General features: G+C 65.8%; 18 protein-coding genes. 7 read left to right on the forward strand and 11 right to left on the reverse strand.

Annotated elements, in window-relative coordinates; all coding sequences use genetic code 11:
• The first annotated feature begins 35 nt into the window (after positions 1-35).
• Positions 36-635, forward strand: a complete 600-nt coding sequence (locus GFD32_RS05945; RefSeq protein ID WP_163575645.1) for a protein-methionine-sulfoxide reductase heme-binding subunit MsrQ — start codon at positions 36-38, stop codon at positions 633-635.
• Positions 636-736: 101 nt separating this feature from the next.
• Positions 737-2,425: a sensor domain-containing diguanylate cyclase gene (locus GFD32_RS05950; RefSeq protein WP_163575646.1), complete on the forward strand. Its 1,689-nt coding sequence runs from the start codon at positions 737-739 to the stop codon at positions 2,423-2,425.
• Positions 2,426-2,446: 21 nt separating this feature from the next.
• Here GFD32_RS05950 and GFD32_RS05955 read toward each other — a convergent pair whose 3' ends face one another.
• The 5 genes from GFD32_RS05955 to xdhA form a co-directional block, all read right to left on the reverse strand.
• On the reverse strand, positions 2,447-3,814 hold the full coding sequence (locus GFD32_RS05955; protein ID WP_163575647.1) for an NCS2 family permease: 1,368 nt from the start codon (positions 3,812-3,814) through the stop codon (positions 2,447-2,449).
• Positions 3,815-4,109: 295 nt separating this feature from the next.
• Entirely contained in the window at positions 4,110-5,429 is a 1,320-nt protein-coding gene (gene guaD / locus GFD32_RS05960; RefSeq protein WP_163575648.1) for a guanine deaminase, read from the reverse strand.
• Between the two features lie 177 nt (positions 5,430-5,606).
• Positions 5,607-6,455, reverse strand: a complete 849-nt coding sequence (gene xdhC, locus GFD32_RS05965) for a xanthine dehydrogenase accessory protein XdhC (protein ID WP_163575649.1) — start codon at positions 6,453-6,455, stop codon at positions 5,607-5,609.
• Positions 6,452-8,953, reverse strand: a complete 2,502-nt coding sequence (gene xdhB, locus GFD32_RS05970; RefSeq protein WP_163575650.1) for a xanthine dehydrogenase molybdopterin binding subunit — start codon at positions 8,951-8,953, stop codon at positions 6,452-6,454. The genes xdhC and xdhB overlap by 4 nt, the downstream gene beginning before the upstream one ends.
• On the reverse strand, positions 8,937-10,394 hold the full coding sequence (xdhA, locus tag GFD32_RS05975) for a xanthine dehydrogenase small subunit (RefSeq protein WP_163575651.1): 1,458 nt from the start codon (positions 10,392-10,394) through the stop codon (positions 8,937-8,939). The genes xdhB and xdhA overlap by 17 nt, the downstream gene beginning before the upstream one ends.
• 225 nt (positions 10,395-10,619) lie before the next feature.
• Here xdhA and GFD32_RS05980 point away from each other — a divergent pair, with 225 nt between their 5' ends.
• Positions 10,620-11,300, forward strand: a complete 681-nt coding sequence (locus GFD32_RS05980) for a TetR/AcrR family transcriptional regulator (protein ID WP_163575652.1) — start codon at positions 10,620-10,622, stop codon at positions 11,298-11,300.
• Positions 11,301-11,310: 10 nt separating this feature from the next.
• A complete protein-coding gene (hrpB, locus tag GFD32_RS05985) occupies positions 11,311-13,752 on the forward strand; it encodes an ATP-dependent helicase HrpB (RefSeq protein ID WP_163575653.1) in 2,442 nt (813 codons plus the stop codon).
• A gap of 17 nt (positions 13,753-13,769) precedes the next feature.
• On the opposite strand, the gene GFD32_RS05990 is transcribed toward hrpB, so the two are convergent.
• The gene (locus GFD32_RS05990) at positions 13,770-16,541 is read right to left on the reverse strand and encodes an HAD-IC family P-type ATPase (RefSeq protein WP_163575654.1); all 2,772 of its coding nucleotides are present in this window, start codon (positions 16,539-16,541) and stop codon (positions 13,770-13,772) included.
• A 174-nt stretch (positions 16,542-16,715) separates the two neighbouring features.
• On the reverse strand, positions 16,716-18,062 hold the full coding sequence (locus GFD32_RS05995; protein WP_163575655.1) for a Na+/H+ antiporter family protein: 1,347 nt from the start codon (positions 18,060-18,062) through the stop codon (positions 16,716-16,718).
• 320 nt (positions 18,063-18,382) lie between these two features.
• Between GFD32_RS05995 and GFD32_RS06000 the strand changes: the two genes are divergently transcribed.
• Together GFD32_RS06000 and GFD32_RS06005 are read left to right on the forward strand one after the other, a co-directional pair.
• Positions 18,383-18,853, forward strand: a complete 471-nt coding sequence (locus GFD32_RS06000) for a hypothetical protein (protein ID WP_163575656.1) — start codon at positions 18,383-18,385, stop codon at positions 18,851-18,853.
• Between the two features lie 151 nt (positions 18,854-19,004).
• A complete protein-coding gene (locus tag GFD32_RS06005) occupies positions 19,005-19,631 on the forward strand; it encodes a DUF938 domain-containing protein (RefSeq protein WP_163575657.1) in 627 nt (208 codons plus the stop codon).
• A 5-nt stretch (positions 19,632-19,636) separates the two neighbouring features.
• Here the strand turns inward: GFD32_RS06005 and GFD32_RS06010 are convergent, their stop codons facing one another.
• From GFD32_RS06010 to GFD32_RS06025, 4 genes are all read right to left on the reverse strand, one after another.
• Positions 19,637-19,831, reverse strand: a complete 195-nt coding sequence (locus GFD32_RS06010) for a hypothetical protein (protein WP_163575658.1) — start codon at positions 19,829-19,831, stop codon at positions 19,637-19,639.
• Between the two features lie 89 nt (positions 19,832-19,920).
• Positions 19,921-21,180, reverse strand: a complete 1,260-nt coding sequence (locus GFD32_RS06015) for a TRAP transporter large permease (protein WP_163575659.1) — start codon at positions 21,178-21,180, stop codon at positions 19,921-19,923.
• Positions 21,177-21,704: a TRAP transporter small permease gene (locus GFD32_RS06020; RefSeq protein WP_163575660.1), complete on the reverse strand. Its 528-nt coding sequence runs from the start codon at positions 21,702-21,704 to the stop codon at positions 21,177-21,179. The genes GFD32_RS06015 and GFD32_RS06020 overlap by 4 nt, the downstream gene beginning before the upstream one ends.
• A 12-nt stretch (positions 21,705-21,716) precedes the next feature.
• Positions 21,717-22,712, reverse strand: a complete 996-nt coding sequence (locus GFD32_RS06025) for a TRAP transporter substrate-binding protein (RefSeq protein ID WP_163575661.1) — start codon at positions 22,710-22,712, stop codon at positions 21,717-21,719.
• Between the two features lie 212 nt (positions 22,713-22,924).
• On the opposite strand from GFD32_RS06025, the gene GFD32_RS06030 reads away from it, so the two are divergent.
• Entirely contained in the window at positions 22,925-23,662 is a 738-nt protein-coding gene (locus GFD32_RS06030; RefSeq protein WP_163575662.1) for a PAS domain S-box protein, read from the forward strand.
• Positions 23,663-23,665 lie beyond the last annotated feature (3 nt).

Raw genomic sequence — 23,665 nt, forward strand, 5'->3', positions numbered from 1 at the left:
ACCGGGTTTGCAACCCGGCGATGCAAGGAGAAGGGATGCTCAGCGCTCGAGCCCGCATTACTGCTTTTCGCCTGCTGGTACTGGCTGGCTGTATCGCACCGGCCATCTGGATCGCCTGGCAGTGGTTCTGGGGCGATCTCGGCGCGGTGCCTAGCGAGGCCGTCGTTCACTTTGCGGGGCGTACCGGGCTGATCCTGCTGTTGACGACCATTGCCTTCGGTCCGGCTTTCCGGCTCACCGGCTGGGTCGGTTTCATGATAGCGCGCCGTCAGATCGGCCTATGGGCATTCTTCTGGCTGCTGGCTCACATGTTGAGCTGGATGGGGCTGGATCAGTACTGGGACTGGCCGTGGATCGCCAAGGACATGGTCGATCTCCCTTACGTTCGCTATGGGGCCGCGGGTCTGTTGTTGCTGGTTCCCCTTGCCGTTACCTCTTTCCGGAGAGTGCGGTCGGCCATGGGGGAGCGCGCCTGGCACTGGCTGCATCGCCTCGTTTATGTCTCGGCCGCGCTGGGAGTGGCTCACCTGTGGATCCTGACCCGGGCCGATTACCTCATGCCCAGTCTCTTCCTGGCCGTGCTGCTGTTCTTGGTCGTATTCCGCATCGTCGATGCGGTCATTCACCGTCAATGATCTGTCGCTTTGCGGTGACACACGGATGTATTCCCTGTCGCGTTGCGGTTTAATGCGTTACACGATGTGACTTTTCGCAGCCGACCAGGGAGGGTTGCCCCTTGAGCCTCAAGACCCGCTTCCTGCTGCTGGCCGCCGGCCTGGTGATCCTTGCCTCGGTGGCTGCCTGGAACGTCTTCCACCGCGTCACCGAGGCGATCATAGCGCAGTGGGGCGAGCGTGTGGCGACCATTCAGGTCCAGTACGACAGCGGTCGGCTGCTACAGCCGATGGAGCGCGAGATCGCCCTGGCTCAGCAGATGGCCGACTCGCGGGTGCTGCAGCGCTGGGCCAAGGAGCCGGGCGATGCGCAGCGACGCGCCCAGGCCTATGCCGAGATGGAGAGCTTCCGGCGCAATTTTCGTGATCGCAGCTATTTCGTCGCCCTCGAGTCCAATGGCGCTTACTACCATAACAATGCAGACAACGCGTATGCCGAGAACCCCTTCCGCTACCATCTGCGCGAGGGACGACCGGCGGACGCCTGGTTCTACCGGCTGATCGAGGAAGGGCGGGATTTCCACCTCAACGTCAATCCCGACGTCGAGCTCGGTGTCACCAAGCTGTGGATCGACGTGCTGATGCGCGACGAGAGCGGCGAGATCCTCGGGGTGGTGGGGACCGGCATGGAACTCGAGGGGTTTCTCGAAGAGATCATCGATATCGAGCAGCCGGGCATCACGACGATGTTCGTGGACTACAGCGGCGCCATCCAACTCTATCGCGACCGTCGGCTCATCGATTATGCCAGCTTCGTCAAGCCCGAAGGCCAGAAGCGCACCCTGGACCTGCTCGTCGATCTGCCCGAGGATGCCGCAGCCCTCGAGTCTCTGATGCGCGAGCTGCGCGATGCGCCGGAACAGGGCCCCAAGGTACGGACCGCTTTCGTGACCGTGGAAGGCAAGCGTCAGCTTGCCGGTGTGGCCTACTTGCCTAGCATCGGCTGGTTCGAGGTGACGCTTCTCGACTTGGATACCCTGATGCCGCTGTCGAGCTTCACGCCGGTGGCGGTGGTGTTCGTGCTGACGTTGCTGGTGACGCTGCTGGTCGTCTATCTGGCACTACGTCATCAGCTGCTGGCACCGATGGCGGCGCTGGAGCGTGCGATGGCCCAGGTCCGCGATGGCCATTTCACGTTCTCTCGCCTGCCTCTGGGGCGCGGGGAGATGGGGCGTCTCATCCAGCACTTTCAGGCCATGGCCGATGCGATTCGCAACCACACCGAGCAACTGGAGCAGCGGGTCCGTGAGCGTACCGAGGAGCTCGAGCACGTCGCCAGCCGTGATGTGCTGACTGGCTTGATCAATCGCCGGGGCATGCAGGCGCTGCTGGAAGAGGTGATCGAACGTACTCGGAGGGAAGGGACAACGTTCGGCTTGCTGTGGCTCGACCTCGACCGCTTCAAGCAGATCAATGATACCCAAGGGCATGCGGTCGGTGATCGGGCGCTGCAGGCGGTAGCGGACGTGCTGCATGCGGAACTTCGCCCCTACGACAAGGCCTCTCGCTGGGGCGGGGACGAGTTCCTGGTATTGCTGTCGCCTTGCGATGCGGATGCCCTCGACCGGATTGCGGAACGACTGCGGCGTGGGGTCGAGGAGCTGGAGATGGCAGGGGAGTCGATCACCGTGAGCATCGGCGCCTGCCTGGCCGCTCCCGGCGAGAGCCTCGACAGCCTTCTCCAGCGGGCCGACGAGGCGCTCTACCGGGCCAAGGCGGAGGGACGCAACGCCGCCCACGTGGTCGTTTGATGCGTACACGTGGGCGAGTGGCTACTGAGTCGTGATCAGCAGCACCACGCTGAGTGCCGCCGAGATCCACATGGCCGGTTTGATGGCGGCCACACGCCCGATGCACAGCTGGATCATCACGAAGCTCAAGAAGCCGAAAGCGATGCCGAGAGTGATCGAGTAGGTCAGCGGCATCAGGATGATGGCCAGGAAGGCCGGAAACGCCTGCTCGAAGCGCGACCACTCTATCTTGCCGATCGGGGCCATCATGAACAGCCCCACCAGCACCAGCGCCGGCGCCGTCGCGATGCTGGGTACCAGAGACAGCAGCGGCGACAGGAACAGGAAGGGCAGGAAGAGCAGGGCGATGACCACGGCGACCAGTCCGGTGCGACCGCCCTGGGCGACCCCGGCGCCGGATTCGATGAAGGTCTGGGCGGCGCTGGTGCCGAGCGGGGCGGCGATCATCGAAGCGAAAGCATCCACGGTCATGGAGCGCTTTAGGTTGCGCGGGTTGCCGTCCTTGTCCTTGAGGTCGGCCGACTCGGAGAGCGCCATGAAGCACGACAGCGCATCGAAGAAGTTGGTGAACAGCATCACGAAGATGAACGGCAGGTAGGCGACCTTGAGTGCTCCCCAGATGTCCACCTGCATCACTGCGCCGAAGTCGGGCCAGGCGGCCAGACCGCTCCATTCGACCACGACATCTCCGCCCCATAGCCGCCCCATGGGCGTTGCCAGCAGCGTGGTCAGGGCGATGCCCAGGATCAGCGCGCCGTTGAAGCGCAGGATCACGAGGATCGCCGTGGCCATCATGCCGATGAAGAAGGTGATCAGGGAGGGCTCGAAGCTGCCCAGTGTCACCAGGGTGGCGTCGCTGCCGACGATGAAGCCAGCGTTCTTGAAGCCGATGAAGGTGATGAACAGGCCAATGCCGCAGGTGATGGCGTAGCGCAGCGAGGCGGGAATCGCCTCGATGATGGCCTTGCGCACGTTGAACACCGCCAGCGTCGCAAACAGCACTCCGGACCAGAAGACGCAGCCGAGAGCCACCTCCCAGGAGAGGCCGGCGCCGAGCACCAGGGTGTAGGTGAACAGGGCATTCATGCCCATGCCCGGGGCCACCAGGATCGGGTTTCGTGCATAGAGCCCCATGGCCAGGCTGCTCATGAAACTGATCAGCACGGTGGCGGAGAGGGCCGCCGAGAAGGGGATGCCGGCATCGGAAAGAATCGCCGGGTTCACCACGATGATGTACATCGAGGCCAGGAAAGTGGCTATGCCGGCGAGTATCTCGGTGCGCAGCGACGAGCCGCGACGGGTCACGCCGAAGTAGCGGTCCAACCAGTGGGTATCGGAGGGACGGGAGGCTGTGCTCTGATCGGCAAGGGGAGTCGAGGTTGGTTCCATAGAGGGGATCCCTTGTTGTTGGAGTGGGAGTGCCGTAAGCGCCTTGCATTGACCGAATGGTCAGAAGGCTTGGGCACAGCCTAGCTGGGTATTGACCGTTTGGACAGGTATGCTACGACCAATGTGGTATACGCGACTTCAACGCCGTGGATACAGAGAGATTCTTGACGATCGTTCCATTCTGTGTGGATTTTAACCACGCTATAGACACAGGAAGACGAGTCGCCGCTTGTCGAAGAGCGCGACTCGGTGGATCTCAGCCACCGTTGCAGAATTTTTTGTATACGAAATTTTCTCAGCCGGCGCGGCGGTGTTGGCAGATGCCCCCCGCCCAGGCCTCGGCCACGCTGCGGTCGTCGCCCAGCATCATCAACGCGAAGAGGGTTTCGCCGAGGTTCCGGCAGCGTGACGTGCGTCGGGCGAGCAGTGGGGTGGCCTGCGGGTCGAGCACCACGAAGTCGGCGTCCATCCCCTTGGCCAGACGGCCGATGCGGTCGTCCAGCGACAGCGCTCGGGCGTTGCCCAGCGTGAGCCCGTAGAAGCCCTGCCAGGCAGTCAGCGGCTGGCCGCGCAGTTGGCCTACCTGATAAGCCGTCTTGAGCGTGGCCAGTCCCGAGAGATCGGTGCCGCCGCCCACGTCGCTGGCATAGCTGACGTTGAGGTCGGCCTCGCGGGCGGCCAGGCGGTCGAAGAGGCCGCTGCCCAGGAAGAGATTGGAACTGGGGCAGAAGGCCAGGTTGGCACCGCGGTTGGCGAGTCGTTCGCGCATCGCGCGGTCGAGGTGGATGCCGTGGGCGAAGGTACTGCGCGGCCCCACCAGACCGGACCGTTCGTAGACCTCGAGGTAGTCGCGACTCTCGGGGAACAGTTCCGCCACCCAGTCCAGCTCGCCGGTGTTTTCGGCGAGGTGGGTTTGCAGCCACAGGGTCGCGTCGTTGCGCAACAGCCCTCCGGCGGCATCGAGCTGCCCACGGGTGGAGGTCGGGGCGAAGCGCGGTGTCACGCTGTAGCCGAGGCGTTCCCTGCCGTGCCAGTCGGCGATCAGGCGTTCGGTGTCGCGGATGCCACCTTGGGTGTCGTCGGTGAGCGCCTCCGGCGCATGGCGGTCCATCAGCACCTTGCCGGCGAGCATGCACAGGCCGCGGCGCTGGCTCGCCGTGAAGAAGGCATCTACGGAAACCGGATGGCTGGAGCAGAATACCTGGGCGGTGGTGGTGCCGACCCGCAGCATCTCGTCGAGGAAGGCGTCGGCCAGGCGCTCGGCATGCTCCCGTTCGGCGAAGCGGCACTCCTCGGGAAAGGTGTACTCGTTGAGCCAATCGAGCAGCTGTCGACCGTAGGAGGCCATGACCTCCAGCTGCACGTAGTGTACGTGGCTGTCGATGAAACCGGGGGCGATCAGTTTGCCCCGGTGGTCGGTGACTTCGATGCCTTCGGGCAGCTCGGGTGCCAGGCGGGCATAGTCGTCGACGGCACGGATGCGGCCGTCCTGGATCCATAGGGCGCCGTCCGGGATGTGGCGCACGCTGCCTTCAGCCGGCGTGTCATTCTCGCCGGGGTCGGCGTCGAAACTCAGCAGTTCGGCGCGCAGCACGCGCGTATCGTGGGTCGTCATGAGGTCAGGCTCGTTGTCGATAGAATCTTACGCTTGCATGAGCATGGAACCGGAGCGGCCGGGGTCAGGTCGCAGCGAAGGTCATTTGCCATGGATGGCAACTGTAGCGCCCAAGGATGGGTTTACAGCGCCTTCGCGAAGGCCTGGCCGCGGCATAGCTCCTGTCTAAAGAAGCCGCTAGCCTAATATCTGGCGCAGTTCAGCTGGATCGAGTCCGCGCTGGTCGGCGCGTTCGCCATTGCCCACCAGCGGCAGCAGCTCGGCGAGGGCGGCCAGCGCGATGGCGTAGGGCGTCTTGTCACCCCCGGTGCCACCCGCCGCCGTGCCGATGGGGCAACGCACCCTTGCCAGTGCCACTTCGTCGTGGCCGGCATCGGTCAGCCGCGAGCGGAAGCTCGCCCACTTGCTTTGCGAACCGATCAGGCCGATGGACGCCATGTTGCCGCGATTCAGCAGGGCGTCCACCAGCTCGCGGTCTTCGGCATGATCGTGGGTCAGCACCAGAGTGTGGCAGCCGGCCGGCAGGGCCGCCACGGCGGCCTCGGGGTCGGGGCAGACCCGGCACTCGAGGCGCGGTTGATCGGCGGCCCAGTCGGGGAAGGCGTCGTCCCGACTGTCGTGCCAGAGTACCCGCCACGGCAGCGGCGCGGTCAGACGCACGATCTCTTGGCCGACGTGGCCGGCCCCGAACACGGCCAGGTCAGTCTGGCTACCGGGGAAGACCTCCAGCAGGACGTTGACGAAGCCGCCACAGCACTGGCCGCTGCGTCCGCCGAGCGAGAAGGCCTCGAGGCTCATGCCAACCTCGCCGCCCGCCAGCCGTTCGCGGGCCGCCGCGATGGTCTGCCACTCGAAGTTGCCGCCGCCCAGGGTATCGAAGGCGGCGTCCGCGGTGATCACCATGCGTGCACCGGGCTCGCGGGGCGTGGAGCCGGCGCTGGTCACCTGGGTGGCCAGCACGTGGGGCAGGCCTTCGTGCTGCAGGCGGTGCAATGCGGCGTGCCAGGGTTCGGGTCGGTCGCTCATGGCGCCTTCTCCTGCGACGTCATCCCCGGGGCATGGCGTGCGCGCAGCGTCTCGGCGGCGAGCAGCACTCGCTCAGGCGTGGCCGGGGTGTCGAGGCGCGGCGATTCGCGGTAGTCGGCGAGGCTCGCCAGCGCATCGCGCAACGCCGACCAAACCGAGATCGCCAGCATGAAGGGCGGCTCGCCCACCGCCTTGGAGCGGTAGATGCTAGCCATGGAGTTGGGGTGGCCTTCCAGGAGCTCGACGTTGAACACCGGCGGCAGGTCGCCGAAGGTGGGGATCTTGTAAGTGGCCGGGCCGTCGGAAATCAGCTGGCCGGCGTCGTTCCATTTCAGCTCTTCACTGGTTAGCCAGCCCATTCCCTGGATGAATCCACCCTCCACCTGGCCGATGTCGATGGCCGGATTCAGCGAATCGCCGACGTCGTGGAGGATGTCGACCCGGTCCACCTGATATTCGCCGGTCAGGGTGTCGACGCTGACCTCCGCCACGGCGGCGCCGAAGGCGTAGTAGTAGAAGGGACGGCCCTGGCCGACGTTGCGGTCGTAGTGAATCAGCGGCGTGGCGTAGAAACCCTTCTCGGAGAGCGAGATACGCCCCAGGTAGGCGGACTGGACCAGCTCGCCCCAGGGAATGCGCCGTTCGCTCTCGCCCTGGCCTGCTACCAGGTGGCCGGCTTCCAGGCGCATGGTCTCGCGTTCCAGCCCTTGTTCCGTATGAAGGAAATCGTGGGCAAAGTCGAACAGTCGCTCCTTGAGCCTGACGCAGGCATCGCGAGCCGCCTGGCCGTTCAGGTCGGCGCCGCTCGACGCTGCGGTGGGCGAGGTGTTGGGCACCTTGTCGGTGCGCGTGGCGGTGATGCGCACCCTGTCGGTGTCGAGTCCCAGCTCGCGAGCCACCACCTGACAGATCTTGGTGTGCAGGCCCTGGCCCATCTCGGTGCCGCCGTGGTTGATCTGCACGCTGCCGTCGGTATAGACGTGCAGCAGCGCGCCGGCCTGGTTGAGGTGCTTGGCGGTGAAGGAGATGCCGAATTTCACCGGGGTGAGCGCCAGGCCGCGCTTGATGACGGGGCTCTCGGCGTTGAAGTCGGCGATCGCGCGGCGTCGCGTCCAGTAGTCGCTGCTGGCTTCGAGCCGTTCGACGAGCTCGTGCAGCAGGTCGATCTGGTCGACCTGTTGGCCATAGTGAGTCATCTGGCGGTCGACGCGATACAGGTTGCGTTTGCGGACCGTCAGTGGATCTTCGCCGATACGCCGAGCGATGTCGTCCATCGCTGCTTCGATCGCCATCATGCCCTGGGGGCCGCCGAAACCGCGGAAGGCAGTGTTGGACGCAGTGTGGGTGCGGGCACGATGGCCGGTGACGCGGGCTTCGCCCAGCGAGTAGGCGTTGTCGCTGTGGAACATGGCGCGATCGACGATGGCCTCGGAGAGGTCCGGCGAGTAGCCGCAGTCGCCGATCACGGTGATCTCGCCGCCCTGGATGACGCCTGCCTCATCGATGCCCAGCCGATAGCGGTTGTTGAAGGGGTGACGCTTGCCGGTGACGCGCATGTCCTCGGCGCGCGGCAGGCGGATGCGGGTGGTGCGACCGGTACGCCGGGCGATCAGTGCGGCGATGCAGGCCCAGGGCGAGGCCTGGGTCTCCTTGCCACCGAAGCCACCGCCCATGCGACGGACCTCCACGGTGACGGCATGGAAGGGGATGCCCAGCACCTCGGCGACCAGCTTCTGGGTCTCGCTGGGATGCTGATTCGAGGTGTGGACGATGACGCCCTCGTCTTCGGTGGGCTGTACCAGGCAGGCCTGGCCTTCGAGATAGAAGTGCTCCTGACCGCCGACGAACTGCTCGGCCTCGATGACATGGGCGGCATCGGCCAGTGCTCGCTCCCAGTCGCCGCTCTGCTGGACATGGGTGGGGCGCACGAACTCGCCGCGCTCGGCGGCGACGACCGGATCGAGGCTCGCCGGTCGTTCGTCGATCTCGGCGATCCTCTGGGCCAGAGCTGCGCTCACCGCCTCGCGGGCGGCACGATGGCTCTCGGCGGCCACGGCGAAGAGCACCTGGCCGGCGTAGCTGATCTCCTCCTCGACGAAGATCGGATCGCCGGGGAAGACCGGGCCGATATCGGTGTGACCGGGTACGTCGGCAAAGCCGACCGCGTCGACCACGCCCGGCATGGCCCGGACCTTCGCCAGATCGAGCCGGGTCAGCCGGCCATGGGCCACCGGCGAGAGAGCGAGTGCCAGATGCAGGCAGTCTGCCGGTGCCTTGAGATCGTCGATGTAGGCGGCACGGCCGGTGACGTGCTTGACGGCACTCTCGTGGGCTTGGGCGTGCCGGTGCGAGACGCTGGCTTGGGATTCGGCTGCCCGTGCCTGCGGACCGTCGCCCTCGATGCGTCCCCGCTGCGTTTCGCGGCTGCGTGCCGACGTTGGGTCGAGGTCGGCCGTCTCGCTGGCCGCCAGGTCGTCCAGCTTAGTGAGCGTACGCATGGAGCATCACCTCCCGGGGGCTGTCGGTTTCGCCCTGCATGATCGTCAGGCGCAGGCGTTCGAGCAGATTGGTGGCCGACAGCTGCCGATACTGGGCGCTGCCACGGACGTCGGACATTGGCTGGAAGTCATCGCCCAGGGCCAGGCGCGCCGTCTCGAAGGCAGCGCGGGTCGGCGCCTGGCATTCCAGAGCGGCCTCGGTGGCGCGGGCACGCTTGGGAGTTGCCGCCATGCCGCCGAAGGCGAGTCGTACGTCGCGCATCACGCCGTCCTCGAGTCGCCAGCTGAAGGCGCCCAGCACCGCGGATATATCATCCTCTCGCCGCTTGGACAGCTTCCATACCGCGAGGTGTCGCTGCGGATCCGGGTGCGGCAGGAAAATGGCGCGGATCACCTCGCCCTCGCGCAGTGCCGTCTGCTTGTAGCCGAGAAAGAAGTCGTCGAGCGGCAGCTCGCGTTCGCCGTCGGGTCCGGCCAGCCACAGGCGCGAGCCGAGCGTCAGCAACACCGGGGGCGTGTCGCCGATGGGCGAAGCGTTGGCGATATTGCCGCCTAGGGTGCCGCGGTTGCGAATCTGTGCCGAGCCCAGCCGGTGCAGCAGGTGGGCAAAGGGCTCGAAGCGTTCCTCCAGAAGCGGTTCGAGGCGGGAGTAGGTGACGGATGCGCCGATCCACCAGCCGTGGCGGCCGTCGCCGAGGGTCGTTGCCTCGATGGCGTTCAGTTCGGCGACGCGGGTCACGTCGATCAGTCGCTCGAAGCGCGTGAGTCGCTGGGTGACCTCGAGCCACAGGTCGGTGGCGCCGGCCACCAGGCGAGCCTCGGGATGGCGGCGCCGCAGTTCGACCAGCTCGGCCAGGGTCTCGGGCTGCGCGAAAGGCGCATCGGAAGACGAAGCGGTGGGTTGCGGTGCCGCGGCGTCGAGCCACTGGGGGCGCCGTTCGGGATGCTCGCTCATGGTCAGGGCGGCATCGCGGATCGGCCGGTAGCCGGTACAGCGGCACAGGTTTCCGCCGAGCGCCGCCTCGAGCCGCTGCGGGGTGAGCGGCGAGGGTATCTGGCGTTCGCCGCGCTGCGCCTCATGCAGGGTGAACAGCGACATCACGATGCCCGGCGTGCAGAAGCCGCACTGGCTGCCGTGACAGGCCACCATCGCTGCCTGAGCGGGATGCAGGGCGTCACCCTGGGCCAGGCCCTCGACGGTGACCAACTGCCGCCCCTGCAACTGGTGGGCGGGCGTGATGCAAGCATTGGTGCTGTGGTAGTTCACCTGGCCTTCGGGGCCGGTCTCGCCGATGGCGACGGTGCAGGCACCGCAGTCGCCGGAGGCGCAGCCCTCCTTGGTGCCGGTCTGGCCGAGGGTGTCGCGTAGCAGCTCCAGCACGCTGGTGTCGGGTGAAACCGCACACTGGCGGCGTTGCCCGTTGAGCAGGAAGTCGATCATCACCGTCTCTTCTTGTCAGGCTTGTGGTGGAACGTCGTGGGTCGACGGAGTCAGGGTCGCTTGTCGTCATGTGTTGACCGAATGGTCAGGATGTTTTCAGCATGGGTCAGACTGCCGCACTTTGCAAGAGGTGCGGGGTGTCGAGGCATCCGGAGCGTGACTGGCGATTGCAGGACGCCGGACCGTCAGGCACTCTCTTGCCTTCCAGGTAAGCGGGGACGGCCGATGTCCGAGACCGAGTCGACAGAAATCGTAACGCTCAAGCGGCCACGAGAGGTCGGGGCCGGCAACGGCGCCACACGGGCGCGCAACGAGCAAGAGATTCTCGCCGCCGCCGAGCGAGTCTTCGCCCGTCACGGCTATCGGGGTGCCAGCGTGCAGGCCATCGCCGAGGCGGCAGGGCTTCCCAAGTCCAACGTGCTCTATTACATGGGCAGCAAGCGCGGGCTCTACGTGCGCTTGCTCGAGCGCATGATGGCACGCTGGAATGCGCTGCTCGACGACATCTCGGTGGAGGACGACCCGGCGCAAGTCCTCGAGGCGTTCATCCGTAGCAAGATGCAGCTCTCCCGTCGTCATCCGGAAGGCTCGCGGCTGTTTGCAGCGGAGATTCTCGGTGGCGCTCCCTTCCTGCAGGGGTACCTGCGCGGCGAACTGCGTGATTGGGTGCAGGCGCGGGCGCGCATCTTCGAGCAGTGGGCCGAACGCGGCTTGATGGATCCCGTCGATCCGGTATGGCTGATCTTTCTGATCTGGTCGGCGACCCAGCACTACGCCGACTTCGAAGCCCAGGTGCACGGCATCACCGGTAAAGATGAACTTAGCGATGCCGACGTCGAGGAGATCACCGCCTTCCTCACCCGGGTGATTCTCAAAGGGTGCGGGGTTCGGCCGTGCGAGCCATGACACTCACGGCATGACAGCGACGCCACTTCCGATCGATGCGCGTATTGGCGCCCTCCGCGAGGCTCTGGTCGCCCATTCCCGCGCGTTGCTGATTGCCGAGCCGGGCGCCGGCAAGACCACTCGCGTGCCGCTGGCGCTGCTCGACGAGCCCTGGTGTCGCGGCGGCAAGCTGCTGCTGCTGGAGCCGCGGCGCGTGGCGGCGCGGCTAGCCGCTGGGTTCATGGCGGAAAGCCTGGGAGAGCCGATCGGCAAGACCGTGGGCTACCGCATGCGCGGCGAAAGCCGCACAGGGCCTTGCACACGGCTGGAAGTGGTCACCCAGGGCGTGCTGACGCGAATGCTCCAGGATGACCCGCTGCTCGAGGGCGTGACCGGGCTCGTGTTCGACGAGTTTCACGAGCGTAGCCTGGAAGCCGACCTGGGGCTCGCTCTGGCACTCGACGTTCAGTCGGTGCGCGACGACCTGCGCCTGCTGGTGATGTCGGCCACCCTGGACGTCGCGGCCCTGACCGAGACGCTGGGCCGAGACGTCCCGGTGGTCGACTGCCCGGGGCGCACCTTTCCCGTGGAGACCCGCTACCGTGCCTTGAACGGCCGGTTGGATGCCGCCCCTCAGCAGGCCGTTGCCGTGTGCGACGCCCTCGAGACGCAACCGGGCGATGCCCTGGTGATTCTGCCCGGCGTGGCCGAAATCCGTCGGCTGAGCCGGGAGTTGAAGGCGCGGGCTGGTGGTTTGGCGATTCGCGAGCTGCATGGGCGGCTGTCGCTGGACGTTCAGCGACAGGCGTTACGTACCGACCCGGAGGGGCGGCGGCGGGTGGTGCTGGCCACTGCCATTGCGGAATCCAGCGTCACCGTCGAGGGCGTGCACATCGTCGTGGATGCCGGCCTGGAACGGGTGCCGGTGTTTCAGCCGCGCAGCGGGCTGTCGCGCCTCGAGACTCGCCGCGTCAATCGTGCCAGCGCCGATCAGCGCCGCGGTCGAGCGGGGCGCCAGGGTCCGGGACTCTGCGTACGCCTGTGGGCCGAGGATCAGCCGCTGGTGGCGCATGGCGAGCCGGAAATTCGTCAGGCCGACTTGGCGCCGCTGGCCTTCGAGCTGGCGCGCTGGGGCATCGTCGATGCCGGCCAGCTCGACTGGGTGACTCCGCCGCCCGCTGCAGGGCTGGCCGCCGGTCGTGATCTGCTGCAGCGGCTCGGGGTGCTCGATGCCGACTGTCATCTGACCCGTCTGGGACAGGCTTGCGCCCGCTGGCCCACCCATCCGCGTCTGGCGGTGATGCTCGAGCGGGCCGCCGAGTTCGAGGCACGACCGCTGGCCTGTGCCCTGGTTGCGCTGCTGGAAGGACGCGATGCCGACGCCGAGCGTGACCTGGAGGCCTCGCTTCATGCGCGGTTGGCAGCGCCGCGCGATCATCGCCAGTGGCAGCGTGATGTCAGCCGCCTGACGGCTATCGCCGGTTGTCGGCTCGACGTGACGAGCCTCGCTCCGCTGGGCGAGCTGCTGGCGTTGGCCTATCCCGAGCGCATCGCCCAGCGCCTGGAGCCGGGACGCTTCCGTCTGGCAAGCGGCGGTCTGGCCGTGTTGCCCGAGTCCCATGCCTTGGCCCATGCCGAATGGCTGGTTGCTGCCGAGCTCGATGGCCAGCCCAGCGGAGCGCGAATCTTTCGCGGCGTGACGCTCTCGGCCGAGCGTCTCGCGGCGCTCTATCCCGAAATCCGCGACTGGCAGTCGCGGATCGAGTGGTCCGAAGCGCAGGGACGGTTGGTCGGCGAACGGGTGCGTGCCCTGGGGGCGGTGGTACTGGCACGCAAGCCGTTGACCAAGCTGCCGGAGGAAGCGGTGCGCGGGGCACTGCTGGATGCCCTGCGTCGTCGTGGGGTACTGCCCTTTGGCGAGGCGGCCGACCAACTGCGCGGACGGTTGGCGCTGATGCGTCGCGAGTTCGGCGAGGCGTGGCCGGACTGGTCGATGGCGGCCCTGCTCGAGCGGCTCGAAGACTGGCTGGGGCCGTATCTGGACGGGATCACCCGGCTGGATGCCATCGACACGCTGCCGCTGGAGCGTTATCTGCTCGACACCCTCGACTGGCCGCTGCGTCGTCGTCTCGAAGCGCTGGCTCCCGAACGGCTGGCGGTGCCTAGCGGCTCGCACGTGCGTCTCGACTATACGCCCTGCCTGGAGGGCAACGCGCCGGTGCTGGCCGTCAAGCTGCAGGAGACGTTCGGCTGGCGGAGTTCGCCGCGCATCGCCGATGGCCGCGTGTCGGTGCTGCTACATCTGCTCTCGCCGGCGCGGCGGCCGCTGCAGGTCACCGCCGACCTGGCGAGCTTCTGGGCCAACGGCTACCCGCAGGTGCGCAAGGAGATGCGCGGCCGCTACCCCAAGCACCCCTGGCCGGAGGATCCGCTCACCGCTGAAGCCACCGAGCGAACCAAACGCAGAAGGTAGCGGCATGCAATCCCGCCTTAGTGCGTCTTGGCGTGCTCATCGCTTGGTCCGCGATGCTCGACGCTCCCGCTCCTGGTGGGGAGGCGCTGGCGCAGCACCCGTTTTTCCAGCTCCACGACCAGATAGATCGCCACGCTACCGGCGAGTATCGCCAGCCAGTGGTCGAGGCTGAGTGCCGCGCTGCCGAATATCAGCTGCATGAAGGGCAGGTAGGTCCAGGCCAGCTGCAGGGCCATCACCAGGCCGATGGCGAGCCATACCGGCCGGCTGCCGAAGAGGCCATGCCAGGAGAGCGTGCTGCCGAGCAGAAAGCGGCTGTTGATCAGGTAAGTGGCGCTGCCCGCTACCAGCATGTTGACGGCGCCGGAGCGGGCCAGCTCGAGGCTGCCGCCCTGGTGGTCGCCGATCCACGAGAAGATGCCGAACACGCCGATCAGCAGCAGGATCGAGACGAAGACCACCCGCCACAGCAGGAAGAGATCGAGCAGAGGGGCGCCGGGGTCGCGGGGGGCGCGCTGCATCAGGTTGCGCTCCCCGGCTTCGAAGGCCAGGGCGAGCCCCAGCGTTACCGCCACTACCATATTGACCCACAATGCCTGCAGCGGCGTCACCGGTAGCTCGCCTCCGGCCAGCACGGCGAGCATGATGGCCAGTCCCTGGCCGCCGTTGGTGGGCAGCAGGAAGGTGATGGTCTTGCGAATGTTGTCGTAGACCTTGCGGCCCTCCCGGATGGCGCCGACGATGGTGGCGAAGTTATCGTCGGCGAGCACCATCTCGGCGGCTTCCTTCGCCGCTTCGGTACCCTGGATGCCCATGGCCACGCCGACATCGGCGCGCTTGAGCGCCGGGCCGTCGTTGACGCCGTCGCCGGTCATGGCGCAGATGCCGCCGTGGGCCTGCATCGCCTGGACCAGGCGCAGCTTGTGTTCCGGTGCCGCTCGGGCGAAGACGTCCACCTCGAGAATGCACGCTTCCAGCTCCGCGTCGGACATGGCTTCCACCTCGCGGCCGGTCAGGGCGCGCTCGGTATGGGCGAAACCGAGCTGGCGGGCGATGGCCAGGGCAGTGACGGCATGGTCGCCGGTGACCATTACCGGGCGAATGCCGGCGCTCAAGCATTGCGCTACCGCTTCGATGACCTCTTCACGGGGCGGGTCGAGCAGGCCGATCAGGCCCAGCAGGACCAGTCCCTCTTCGGCGTGGGCGTCGGTCAGTTCGGTGATGTCGTCGAGCGGCTTTTCGGCCAGTGCCAGAACGCGCAGGCCACGCGCGGAGAGCGCATGGATATGCGCCTCCCACGCCTCGCGATCGAGATCGGCTTTGCCGCTTTCGGTACGCACCCGATGGCACATCTCCAGCAGCCGGTCCGGAGCGCCCTTGACCAGCAGTCGTCTCTCGTTGCCTTCCTCGTGCAGGGTGGCCATGTACTGGCGCTGCGACTCGAAAGGAATGGCGTCGTGGCGGTCATGGTCGCCACGCAGGGTGGCCGCGTCGAGGCCTGCCTTGGCGGCGGCCACCACCAGAGCGCCTTCGGTCGGGTCGCCATGGATGATCCAGCGGCCGTCGTCCCGGGCCAGCTCGGCGTCATTGCATAGCACGCCCACCTTGAGGAAGTGGCGCAGCGCATGGTGCGCGTCGAGGTCGAGCGCTGGCGTCTCGGGCTCGCCGTCGCGGGCCATGTGGAAGCGGCCTTCCGGGGCGAAGCCGATGCCGGAGATGTGCACTTCGCCTTCCGGCAGCCGGATTGCCTGGGCCGTCATCTCGTTGCGGGTCAGCGTGCCAGTCTTGTCGCTGAAGATGGTGGAAATCGAGCCCAGTGTTTCGACGGCGGGCAGACGCCGGATGATGGCGTTGCGCCGTGCCATGGTCTGAACCCCGAGCGCCAGACCGATGGTGACGATGGCCGGCAGTCCCTCGGGAATGGCGGCTACGGCGAGACCCACGGCGGCCATGAACATCGCCGTGACCGGTTCGCCATGGACCAGGACGCCGAACAGCGCGGTGACGGCGGCTGCCGCCAGAATGCACAAGGCCAGCACGCGGCCTGCCCGGTCGAGTTGCTGGAGCAGCGGGGTCTTGAGTTTATCGACCTGGCGCAGCATCTCCGAGATGCGGCCCAGCTCGGTCGTCTCGCCGGTTGCCACCACCAGTCCGCGGGCCATGCCCTGCACGACCAGGGTGCCGGCATAGGCCATGCCGGCACGATCTCCCAGTTCGGCATCCTCGGGCACGGCATCGATGCTCTTGTCGACGGGTGTCGACTCGCCGGTCAGCGCCGCTTCCTCGGTGCGCAGGCGTTTGGCTTCGAGCAGGCGTAGGTCGGCAGGCACTTTGTCCCCGCTCTCCATCAGCACCACGTCGCCCGGTACCAATGACTCGGCGGGAATCACGTGGCGTCTGCCGTCACGCAGCACCTTCGCTTGCGGCGAGAGCATGTTGCGGATGCTCTCCAGCGCTCGTTCGGCCTTGCCTTCCTGGATGAAGCCGATCAGCGCGATGATCATGACCACGCCGAGGATGGCGGCAGCGTCCAGGGCGTGACCCAGCCCGAGGCTAGCCAGAGCGGCGGCGATCAGGATCAGTATCAGCAGGTTGTTCAACTGCGCGAGCAGGCGTTGCCACCATGGGCGTGCCCGCTGCTGCTGCAAGCGATTGGGGCCGACCTCGTCCAATCGGGATGTGGCCTGGTTTGCGCTGAGGCCTTCTCTGCGGCTGTCGAGCCGCTCCAGGGCAGCGTCGCCCGAGAGAGCGTGCCAGGCGGTACGGGAGGAGTCGTAGCGTTCGGGCATCCCTTGTCTCCAGTCACGGGAGTCGGCGACCAACAGTATCGCCTACTATGCTGCACTGCAGTGATGAAGGGCAAGGTCTGCGTGTTGACGGCAGTCAAGCAAGGCGTCGTGCCGAGAGAAGCGGCGGGCAGTCGCCCACCGCGGGCTGGATCGATTCTCGTCGTGCCTGCCGGATTATAGGATCATGGCCGCCAGCCAGCCGAAGGCGATCAGCGGAATGTTGTAGTGCAGGAAGGTGGGCACCACGCTGTCCCAGATGTGATCGTGCTGGCCGTCGGCGTTGAGGCCGGCGGTGGGGCCGAGCGTCGAATCGGAGGCCGGCGAACCCGCGTCGCCCAGCGCCGCGGCGGTGCCCACCAGGGCAATGGTGGCCATGGGCGAGAAGCCGAAGTTCAGCGCCAGAGGGACGTAGAGCGAGGCGATGATGGGGATGGTCGAGAAGGACGAGCCGATGCCCATGGTGATGAACAGCCCCACCAGCAGCATGATCAAGGCGGCCAGTCCTTGGTTGTCGCCGATCACAGCTGCGGAGCTGGTCACCAGGGTTTCGACTTCGCCACTGGCCTGCATCACGCTGGCAAAGCCTGCCGCCGAGATCATGATGAAACCCACCAGGGTCATCAGCCGCATGCCTTCGGTGAAGATGCCATCCTGCTCGTGCCAGCGGAACACCCCGCTCACCGAAAGCAGGGCGAAGCCGAACAGCCCGCCGAGCAGCATCGAACCGGAGAGCAGCTGCACCGCTACCGTGCCTATCAGAGCCGCGCCGATCGTCAGTTTCTGCCAGCCGGCCAGGTGGCGTGCTGCCTCAGCTGGCGTTTCGTCGCCGTGGGAGAGGTCGCGGTCCTCGTAGCGGCGAGGCCGGCGGTAGCTCCACAGCACAGCCACGGAGAGGCCGACCAGCATGCCGCCGATGGGAATGAGCATGGCCATTGGCACCATGGCTCGGGTGACCTCGAGACCGAGTTCAGCGCCACTCTCGTTGAGGTTGGCGAGCAGCAGGTCGTTGAGGAAGATCGCACCGAAGCCGACTGGCAGCAGCATGTAGGGGGCGGTGATACCGAAGGTGATCACGCAGGCGACCACGCGACGATCGAGATCGAGATGGTTCATCAGCTTGAGCAGCGGCGGCACCAATACCGGAATGAAAGCGATGTGTACCGGAACGAGGTTCTGCGAGCTGATGGCGGCGGCGAGCAGGGCCCCGAGCAGGGAGTAGACGACGAGCCGCTGGCTTTGCCCGTTGTCGTCGAGACCCAGGCGACGTATGGCGCGCTGAGCCAGCAATTCGGTGATGCCCGAGCGTGACAGCGCCACGGCGAAGGCGCCGAGTACGGCGTAGGAGAGGGCGATGGTGGCCCCGTTGCCGAGCCCATCGTTGAAGGCGTCGAGAACCTCGCCGAGCGGCATGCCGGCATACAGCCCACCAACGAGGCTGGCGACCATCAGCGCAAACACCACGGAGACGCGGGCAAGACTCAGGGAGACCATGACCAGGATGGCCAGAACGACGGCATTCATAGCAAACTCGAACGGTGGGTGAATGGGCGATGGGGCGGCCGGCAGCAGGCGCGGAATGGCGCATACTACCTGAAGAGTCGCTTTGTGTCAGTGAGTTGGCGGAATTTCCAAGGAGGCTGCGCGGGGGGCGAGAAAGGCCGGGATGATTGAAAGACCCGGCGGGGCGGTTCGGTGAACGCTGGCGTCATGACATTGTCGCAGGTGGGGATTGGCGATCAGGGGGTTGATCGTGCCGCGGAGCATGCCATCGTGTGCGTGGCGGCCAGGTTCCCAGCCGGTTTCCCCGTTCGCCATCTTGACGTTTCAACAATGGAGTTTTCATGTCCGTAAGCCAGTCTCTCGCCGTTTCCGCCTTGACCGTAGCGCTCGTCGCCCCCGCCATCGCCACTGCGCAACAGGCGATGCCTCAGCAGCAGCCGCCCAGTGCACAGGATCAGGTCAGCCAGCTCGATGAACTGGTCGACCTGGACGCGTCACAGGAGCAGGAGCTGTTGGCTCTGCTGGAAAATACTCAGCGTCGTCTCCAGGAGCTGGAAAGCGAGGCTCGGACGATTCAGACGCAGCTGCAGGAACAGGTCGGGGCCGATTACGATGAGGCCAGCATTCGGCGCGATGCCGATCGCCTGGGCGATCTCACCGGGGAAATGAGCGCCGAAAGCGTGCTGATGCAGGCTCGGCTCCAGGAGACCTTGACTCAACAGCAGCGTGATGAGCTCGAAAGCCAGATGCAGGCGCAACAGGAGCAGATGCGCCAGATGCAGGAGCAGATGCAACAACAGCAACAGCAGTAACGATCGGGCTAGCCGACAACCGGCCTGCCAAGGTCCATGGGCCAGGTGCCCATGGGCTTGCCAAACGACACCGGCCATGGTTTGGGCCGGTGTCGTTTGGCATGGAAACGATTGGGTAGGATAACGCCGACCATTCAGCGATGGACATTGCATGGCCGATCATCGTCAGCGGGTTCCGGCAGCGGCCCGCAACCGCCAGCCGATTTGCGACGTGCTGCAGCGGTTGCTTCCGGCCCAGGCTCACGTTCTGGAAGTGGCCAGCGGCAGTGGCGAGCATGCCGTGCACTGTGCCAGGGCCCTGCCGGGCTGGCAGTGGCAGCCCAGCGATACGCAGGCGGCGGCCCTGGCCTCCATAGAGGCCTGGCGGACGCATAGCGGCCTGGACAATCTGGCCGCACCGATACGTTTGGATATCACGGAAACCCGCGCTTGGCCGGCGGGCCCCTTCGACGCCATCGTGGCGATCAACCTGGTACACATTTCGCCATGGCGGGTGACCGAGGCGTTGATGGCGATGGCCGCTGAGCGGCTGGTGTCGGGTGGCCTGCTCTATCTCTACGGCCCTTATCGGCGCAACGGCGAGCATACCGCGCTTAGCAACGCGGCTTTCGATGCCGATCTCCAACGTCGCGACCCGCGCTGGGGCGTACGCGATCTGGAAGCGGTCGCTGCCGAGGCGCAACGCCACGGTCTGCAACTGGAGTCGGTGGTGGAGATGCCGGCCAATAATCTCAGCGTGGTGTTCCGCTTCCCAGACATGGACGACCGCCGGAGTTAGGGGGGTCACTGGTTTTCCGGGATCTCGCCCGGCTCGCGGTAGCGAGGCGGCTGGGATTCGCGCTCTTCCTGAGTCATGGTTTCGTCTTCTGCCGGCACGCCCCATACCGTCTCACGGTGGCCGTCTTCGAAGGTATAGGTCGTGCAACCGGCGAGCAGGGAGATCGCCAGCGCGGCCATGGGGAGCATAGATCGATGCATGATGTGTCCTTCCTGAGAAGAGCGGTTTCCATCGGATGACGTCGATGCCGCCATGATGGCGCGTCGGCATGGCGGGAGACAAGCGTTGGTCATCCTGACAGGCCGAGCAGGATGGGTACGTAGACCACCAGCAGCAGCACGCTGATCAACCCTAGCAGGTAGGGTAGGATGGCTCGCGTGATTCGTTCCAGAGGCAACTGGGTCACCGATGAGGCGACGTATAGGTTGATCGCTACCGGCGGTGTGATCATGCCGATGGCCAGTCCTACCACGATGATCAGTCCGAAATGGATGGGATCGATGCCCAATTGAGTCACCAGCGGCAGCAGCACCGGGGTGAGAATGATGAGTGCGCTGGCCGTTTCGATGAACACCCCGGTGAGCAGGATGACGGCGACGACCAGCAGCATGATGACGTAGGGGTCGGTGGAAAGCGACAGCACTGCCTGGGCGATGGCGCCCGGTACTTGCCAGCTCGATAGCGTCCAGCTCAACACTGCCGAGGTGGCGATGACTAGCATGATCACCGAGGTGGTGATCGCCGAGCGGATCAGGATGCGGTAGACGTCGCCAAGGCTCAGGTCGCGATAGACGAACAGCGATACCAGTAGTGCGTAGTTCACCGCCACCACGGCCGCCTCGCTGGGAGTGAACACCCCCGAAAAGATGCCGCCGAGGATGATCACCGGCGTCGCGAGGCCCCAGCTGGCGCTCTTGAAGGTGTGCCAGACCGTGGCGGCCGACAGTGCGGTTCCTCGCGGATAGTTGCGCCGGTAGGCCTGGACGATGGCGATGGCGGCAAGCCCCAGGCCCATGACGAGGCCGGGCAGGATGCCGCTCAAGAACAGCGTCGATACCGATTGCTGGGCAATCACCGCGTAGATGATCATCGGCACCGAGGGTGGAATGACCACGCCGATGGTACCGCTGGCGGCAATCAGGCTGGCCGCCGATGCCGGGTCGTAGCCCTTCTTGCGCAGCTCGGGAACCAGTGTCGAGCCCACCGCTGCCGTGGTGGCGGCACCGGAACCGGAGATGGCGGCGAAGAACATGCCGGCTCCCACCGAGACGATGGAGAGCCCGCCCTTGAGAAAACCGAACAGCGAGTCGGCGAAGTTCACTAGTCGTTCGCTGACCTTGCCCTGGGCCATCAGGTCGCCGGTCAGGATGAACATGGGCACTGCCACCAGGGCGAAGGAATTGATGCCCTGGAACATCTGCTGAGTGACCACCATCAGCGGCACGCCCTGGGCGCTGAGGGCGACCAGCGTGCTGGCGCCGATGGCCAGGGCGATGGGGACTCCCAGCAGCATCAGCGCAAAAAAGAGCGCAAAGAGCAGGGCGGTCATGACGGGGGATCCTCGGTTCTGTCAACGCCGCCGGAAACCGGCGACTCCCCGGCCAGCAGGCGAACGATGTCGATCACGGCGTATCCGCTCATCACGACCGCGCTGAGCGGGATCACGGCATAGACCCAGGTCATGGACAGGCGCAGCGAGGCAGACTTCTGGAAGCTCTGCGCTTGCATGTAGCGCTGGCCGATCACGGCCAGGGCGATGAGGAACGCCAGCCCCGCCAACACGGCGAGAACACGCGCCGCTCGCTGGAGATGAGCGGGCAGCGCGTCGACCACGAACGTCACGGCGATGTGGCGGCCGCGCTGGAAGGCCAGAGTCGCTGCCAGGAAGGTGATCCAGACCAGCAGGAAGCGCGCCACCTCCTCGGTCCAGCCGACGGCGGAGAAGAACACGCGCGAGACGATTTGCAGAGTGATCACCGCGATCAACGCCGCCATGGCCGCGAAGACCGCAGGCTGAATGACGGCGTCGATGCCACGCTCCACACGTTCCAGCAGATTCAGCAACCTATGCATGGAGCGTGACGCTCATTCCAGTGCCTCGCGGATGCGTGGCAGGTAGTCGCCGAATTGTGCTCCGTACTGGTCATAGACCGGTGCGACGGCCTCCTGGAAGGCCTGGAGGTCGGGTTCCTCGACGATCTGCATGCCGGCTTCGCGCAGTTCGTCCAGCTGCGCAGCTTCCATCTCGGCGTTGACCTGGCGTTCGTGCTCGGCGGCCTCCTGGGCGGCCTGCGCCATCACCTCCTGGGCGGCTTGCGGCAGTTCGCTCCATACGCTCATGCCCATGACGAAGATGGCAGGGGCATAGGTATGCCGCGACAGCGTCATGTGGTCCTGGGTTTCGTACAGCTTGAAGGAGTGAATGACGTTGACCGGGTTTTCCTGGCCATCGATGGTGCCTTGCTGCATGGCAGTGAGCGCTTCGGTCCAGGCCATGGGAATGGCGTTGGCGCCGAGTTCGCGGAAGGTGTCGGTATACACGGGATTTTCCATGACCCGAATGCGCAGGCCGTCGAGGTCTTCCGGGGATTCCACCGGACGTTCGCTGTTGGTCAGGTTGCGGAAGCCGCGCTCGGCATAGGCCAGGCCCTTGAGGTTGACTTCGCTGAGCCTGTCGAGCAGCTCCTGACCGATGGGCCCATCGAGTACCTGGTAGGCGGCTTCCGATGAGGGGAACAGGAAGGGCAGTTCGAAGACCGCCATTTCCTCGACGAAGTTGGCTACCGGACCATTGGTGATCACCCCCATGTCCACGGTGCCGATCTGCATGCCTTCGAGCAGCGTTCTTTCGTCGCCGAGAGAGGCATTGGGATAGATCTCGATGTCCACCTTGCCTGCGGTGCGCTCTTCCACCAGCTCTTCGAACCGGGTGGCGGCGATATGGAAACCGTCCTGCTCGTTGACGACGTGGGCCAGGCGCAGTGTGACCGGCTCCATGTCGGCGAATTCCGAGGCGTTGGCGTTGGCGGCGAAGGCGAGGGAGACGCCGATGGCCAGCGTGCTGCGTGCAAAACCTTTCATTATCGTTTTTCCTCTGTCAGGTCAGTCTCTTGAGGTCAGTCGAGAATGCCGTAGCCGCTCGGCGGGGTCAACTCGCTGCATGCCGGGTGGGGGACGTGAGCGCTGCGGATGGTGATAACAGGGCATGGAGCGGGGAAGGCGTTGCGGTAGGATGGCCGAAAAACCCTGACGTGAATCATCTATGCCGATCAGCCTCATGCGCTTGTCGCTACGTGGCCAATGGCGCCAAGGCACGTACCTGTGCAGTGCTGGCGGCGGTGATCGTCTCGCTGGCCATCAGCGGCATGCATTACGTGGCCATGGCGGCCGTCTGGTTCGCCCCCGATGCGGCCATCGACCCCATGGCAACCCGTCATCATGAGCACGCCGTCTGGCTGGTCTATCTGGTCAGCGCCAGTGCCACGGCCATCGTGTTGCTGACCCTGTTGGGAACGCATTTCCAGCGGCGTCTGCGGGTTAGCGAGCAGTCTCAGAGCATGACGCGTGCCCGGCTGCTAGAGGTGATCTCGGCGTTGCAGGATGGCATCGTGCTGTTCGATGACCGGGCGCGAATTCGGCTCTGCAACGCGGCCTTCGAGCGTATGGTCGGCATCTCTTCCGAGGCGTTGTCGGGTGTGTCGGCCTGGAGGCTGGACTATGCCGAGGGTGCGGCGACCCTCAATGAACGCATTCAGGCGGCGCTCAATCGCGATGGTGCCTGGCGCGGTACCATCGAAGCACGTCACCGCGACGGCACGACCTTTCCAGCGAGGCTCGGCATCAGCCGCGTCAACTATGCCGATGAAACGACGCGTGACTACGTGGCCATGCTGACCGATATCAGTGCCGAAGTCCGAACACGGCAGCACATTCAGCATCTCGCCTACCATGATAGCCTGACCGGATTGCCCAACCGGCGAGCCCTGCAGGAGCGCCTCGATGAGTTGCTGGATGACATGCGGCAGCGTTGAGCG

It is taken from the genome of Halomonas faecis (assembly GCF_010993975.1).
Taxonomy (GTDB): Bacteria; Pseudomonadota; Gammaproteobacteria; order Pseudomonadales; family Halomonadaceae; genus Halomonas; species Halomonas faecis.

Excerpts from the sequence above, each read along its gene's own strand:
- GFD32_RS06015 (WP_163575659.1), bottom strand. The coding sequence starts at position 21,180 with ATGACCGCCCTGCTCTTTGCGCTCTTTTTTGCGCTGATGCTGCTGGGA.
- guaD (WP_163575648.1), bottom strand. The coding sequence starts at position 5,429 with ATGACGACCCACGATACGCGCGTGCTGCGCGCCGAACTGCTGAGTTTC.
- xdhB (WP_163575650.1), bottom strand. The coding sequence starts at position 8,953 with ATGCGTACGCTCACTAAGCTGGACGACCTGGCGGCCAGCGAGACGGCC.
- hrpB (WP_163575653.1), top strand. The coding sequence starts at position 11,311 with ATGACAGCGACGCCACTTCCGATCGATGCGCGTATTGGCGCCCTCCGC.
- GFD32_RS05945 (WP_163575645.1), top strand. The coding sequence starts at position 36 with ATGCTCAGCGCTCGAGCCCGCATTACTGCTTTTCGCCTGCTGGTACTG.
- GFD32_RS06020 (WP_163575660.1), bottom strand. The coding sequence starts at position 21,704 with ATGCATAGGTTGCTGAATCTGCTGGAACGTGTGGAGCGTGGCATCGAC.
- GFD32_RS06010 (WP_163575658.1), bottom strand. The coding sequence starts at position 19,831 with ATGCATCGATCTATGCTCCCCATGGCCGCGCTGGCGATCTCCCTGCTC.
- GFD32_RS05980 (WP_163575652.1), top strand. The coding sequence starts at position 10,620 with ATGTCCGAGACCGAGTCGACAGAAATCGTAACGCTCAAGCGGCCACGA.
- xdhC (WP_163575649.1), bottom strand. The coding sequence starts at position 6,455 with ATGAGCGACCGACCCGAACCCTGGCACGCCGCATTGCACCGCCTGCAG.
- xdhA (WP_163575651.1), bottom strand. The coding sequence starts at position 10,394 with ATGATCGACTTCCTGCTCAACGGGCAACGCCGCCAGTGTGCGGTTTCA.
- GFD32_RS06025 (WP_163575661.1), bottom strand. The coding sequence starts at position 22,712 with ATGAAAGGTTTTGCACGCAGCACGCTGGCCATCGGCGTCTCCCTCGCC.
- GFD32_RS05955 (WP_163575647.1), bottom strand. The coding sequence starts at position 3,814 with ATGGAACCAACCTCGACTCCCCTTGCCGATCAGAGCACAGCCTCCCGT.
- GFD32_RS06005 (WP_163575657.1), top strand. The coding sequence starts at position 19,005 with ATGGCCGATCATCGTCAGCGGGTTCCGGCAGCGGCCCGCAACCGCCAG.
- GFD32_RS06000 (WP_163575656.1), top strand. The coding sequence starts at position 18,383 with ATGTCCGTAAGCCAGTCTCTCGCCGTTTCCGCCTTGACCGTAGCGCTC.
- GFD32_RS05995 (WP_163575655.1), bottom strand. The coding sequence starts at position 18,062 with ATGAATGCCGTCGTTCTGGCCATCCTGGTCATGGTCTCCCTGAGTCTT.
- GFD32_RS05990 (WP_163575654.1), bottom strand. The coding sequence starts at position 16,541 with ATGCCCGAACGCTACGACTCCTCCCGTACCGCCTGGCACGCTCTCTCG.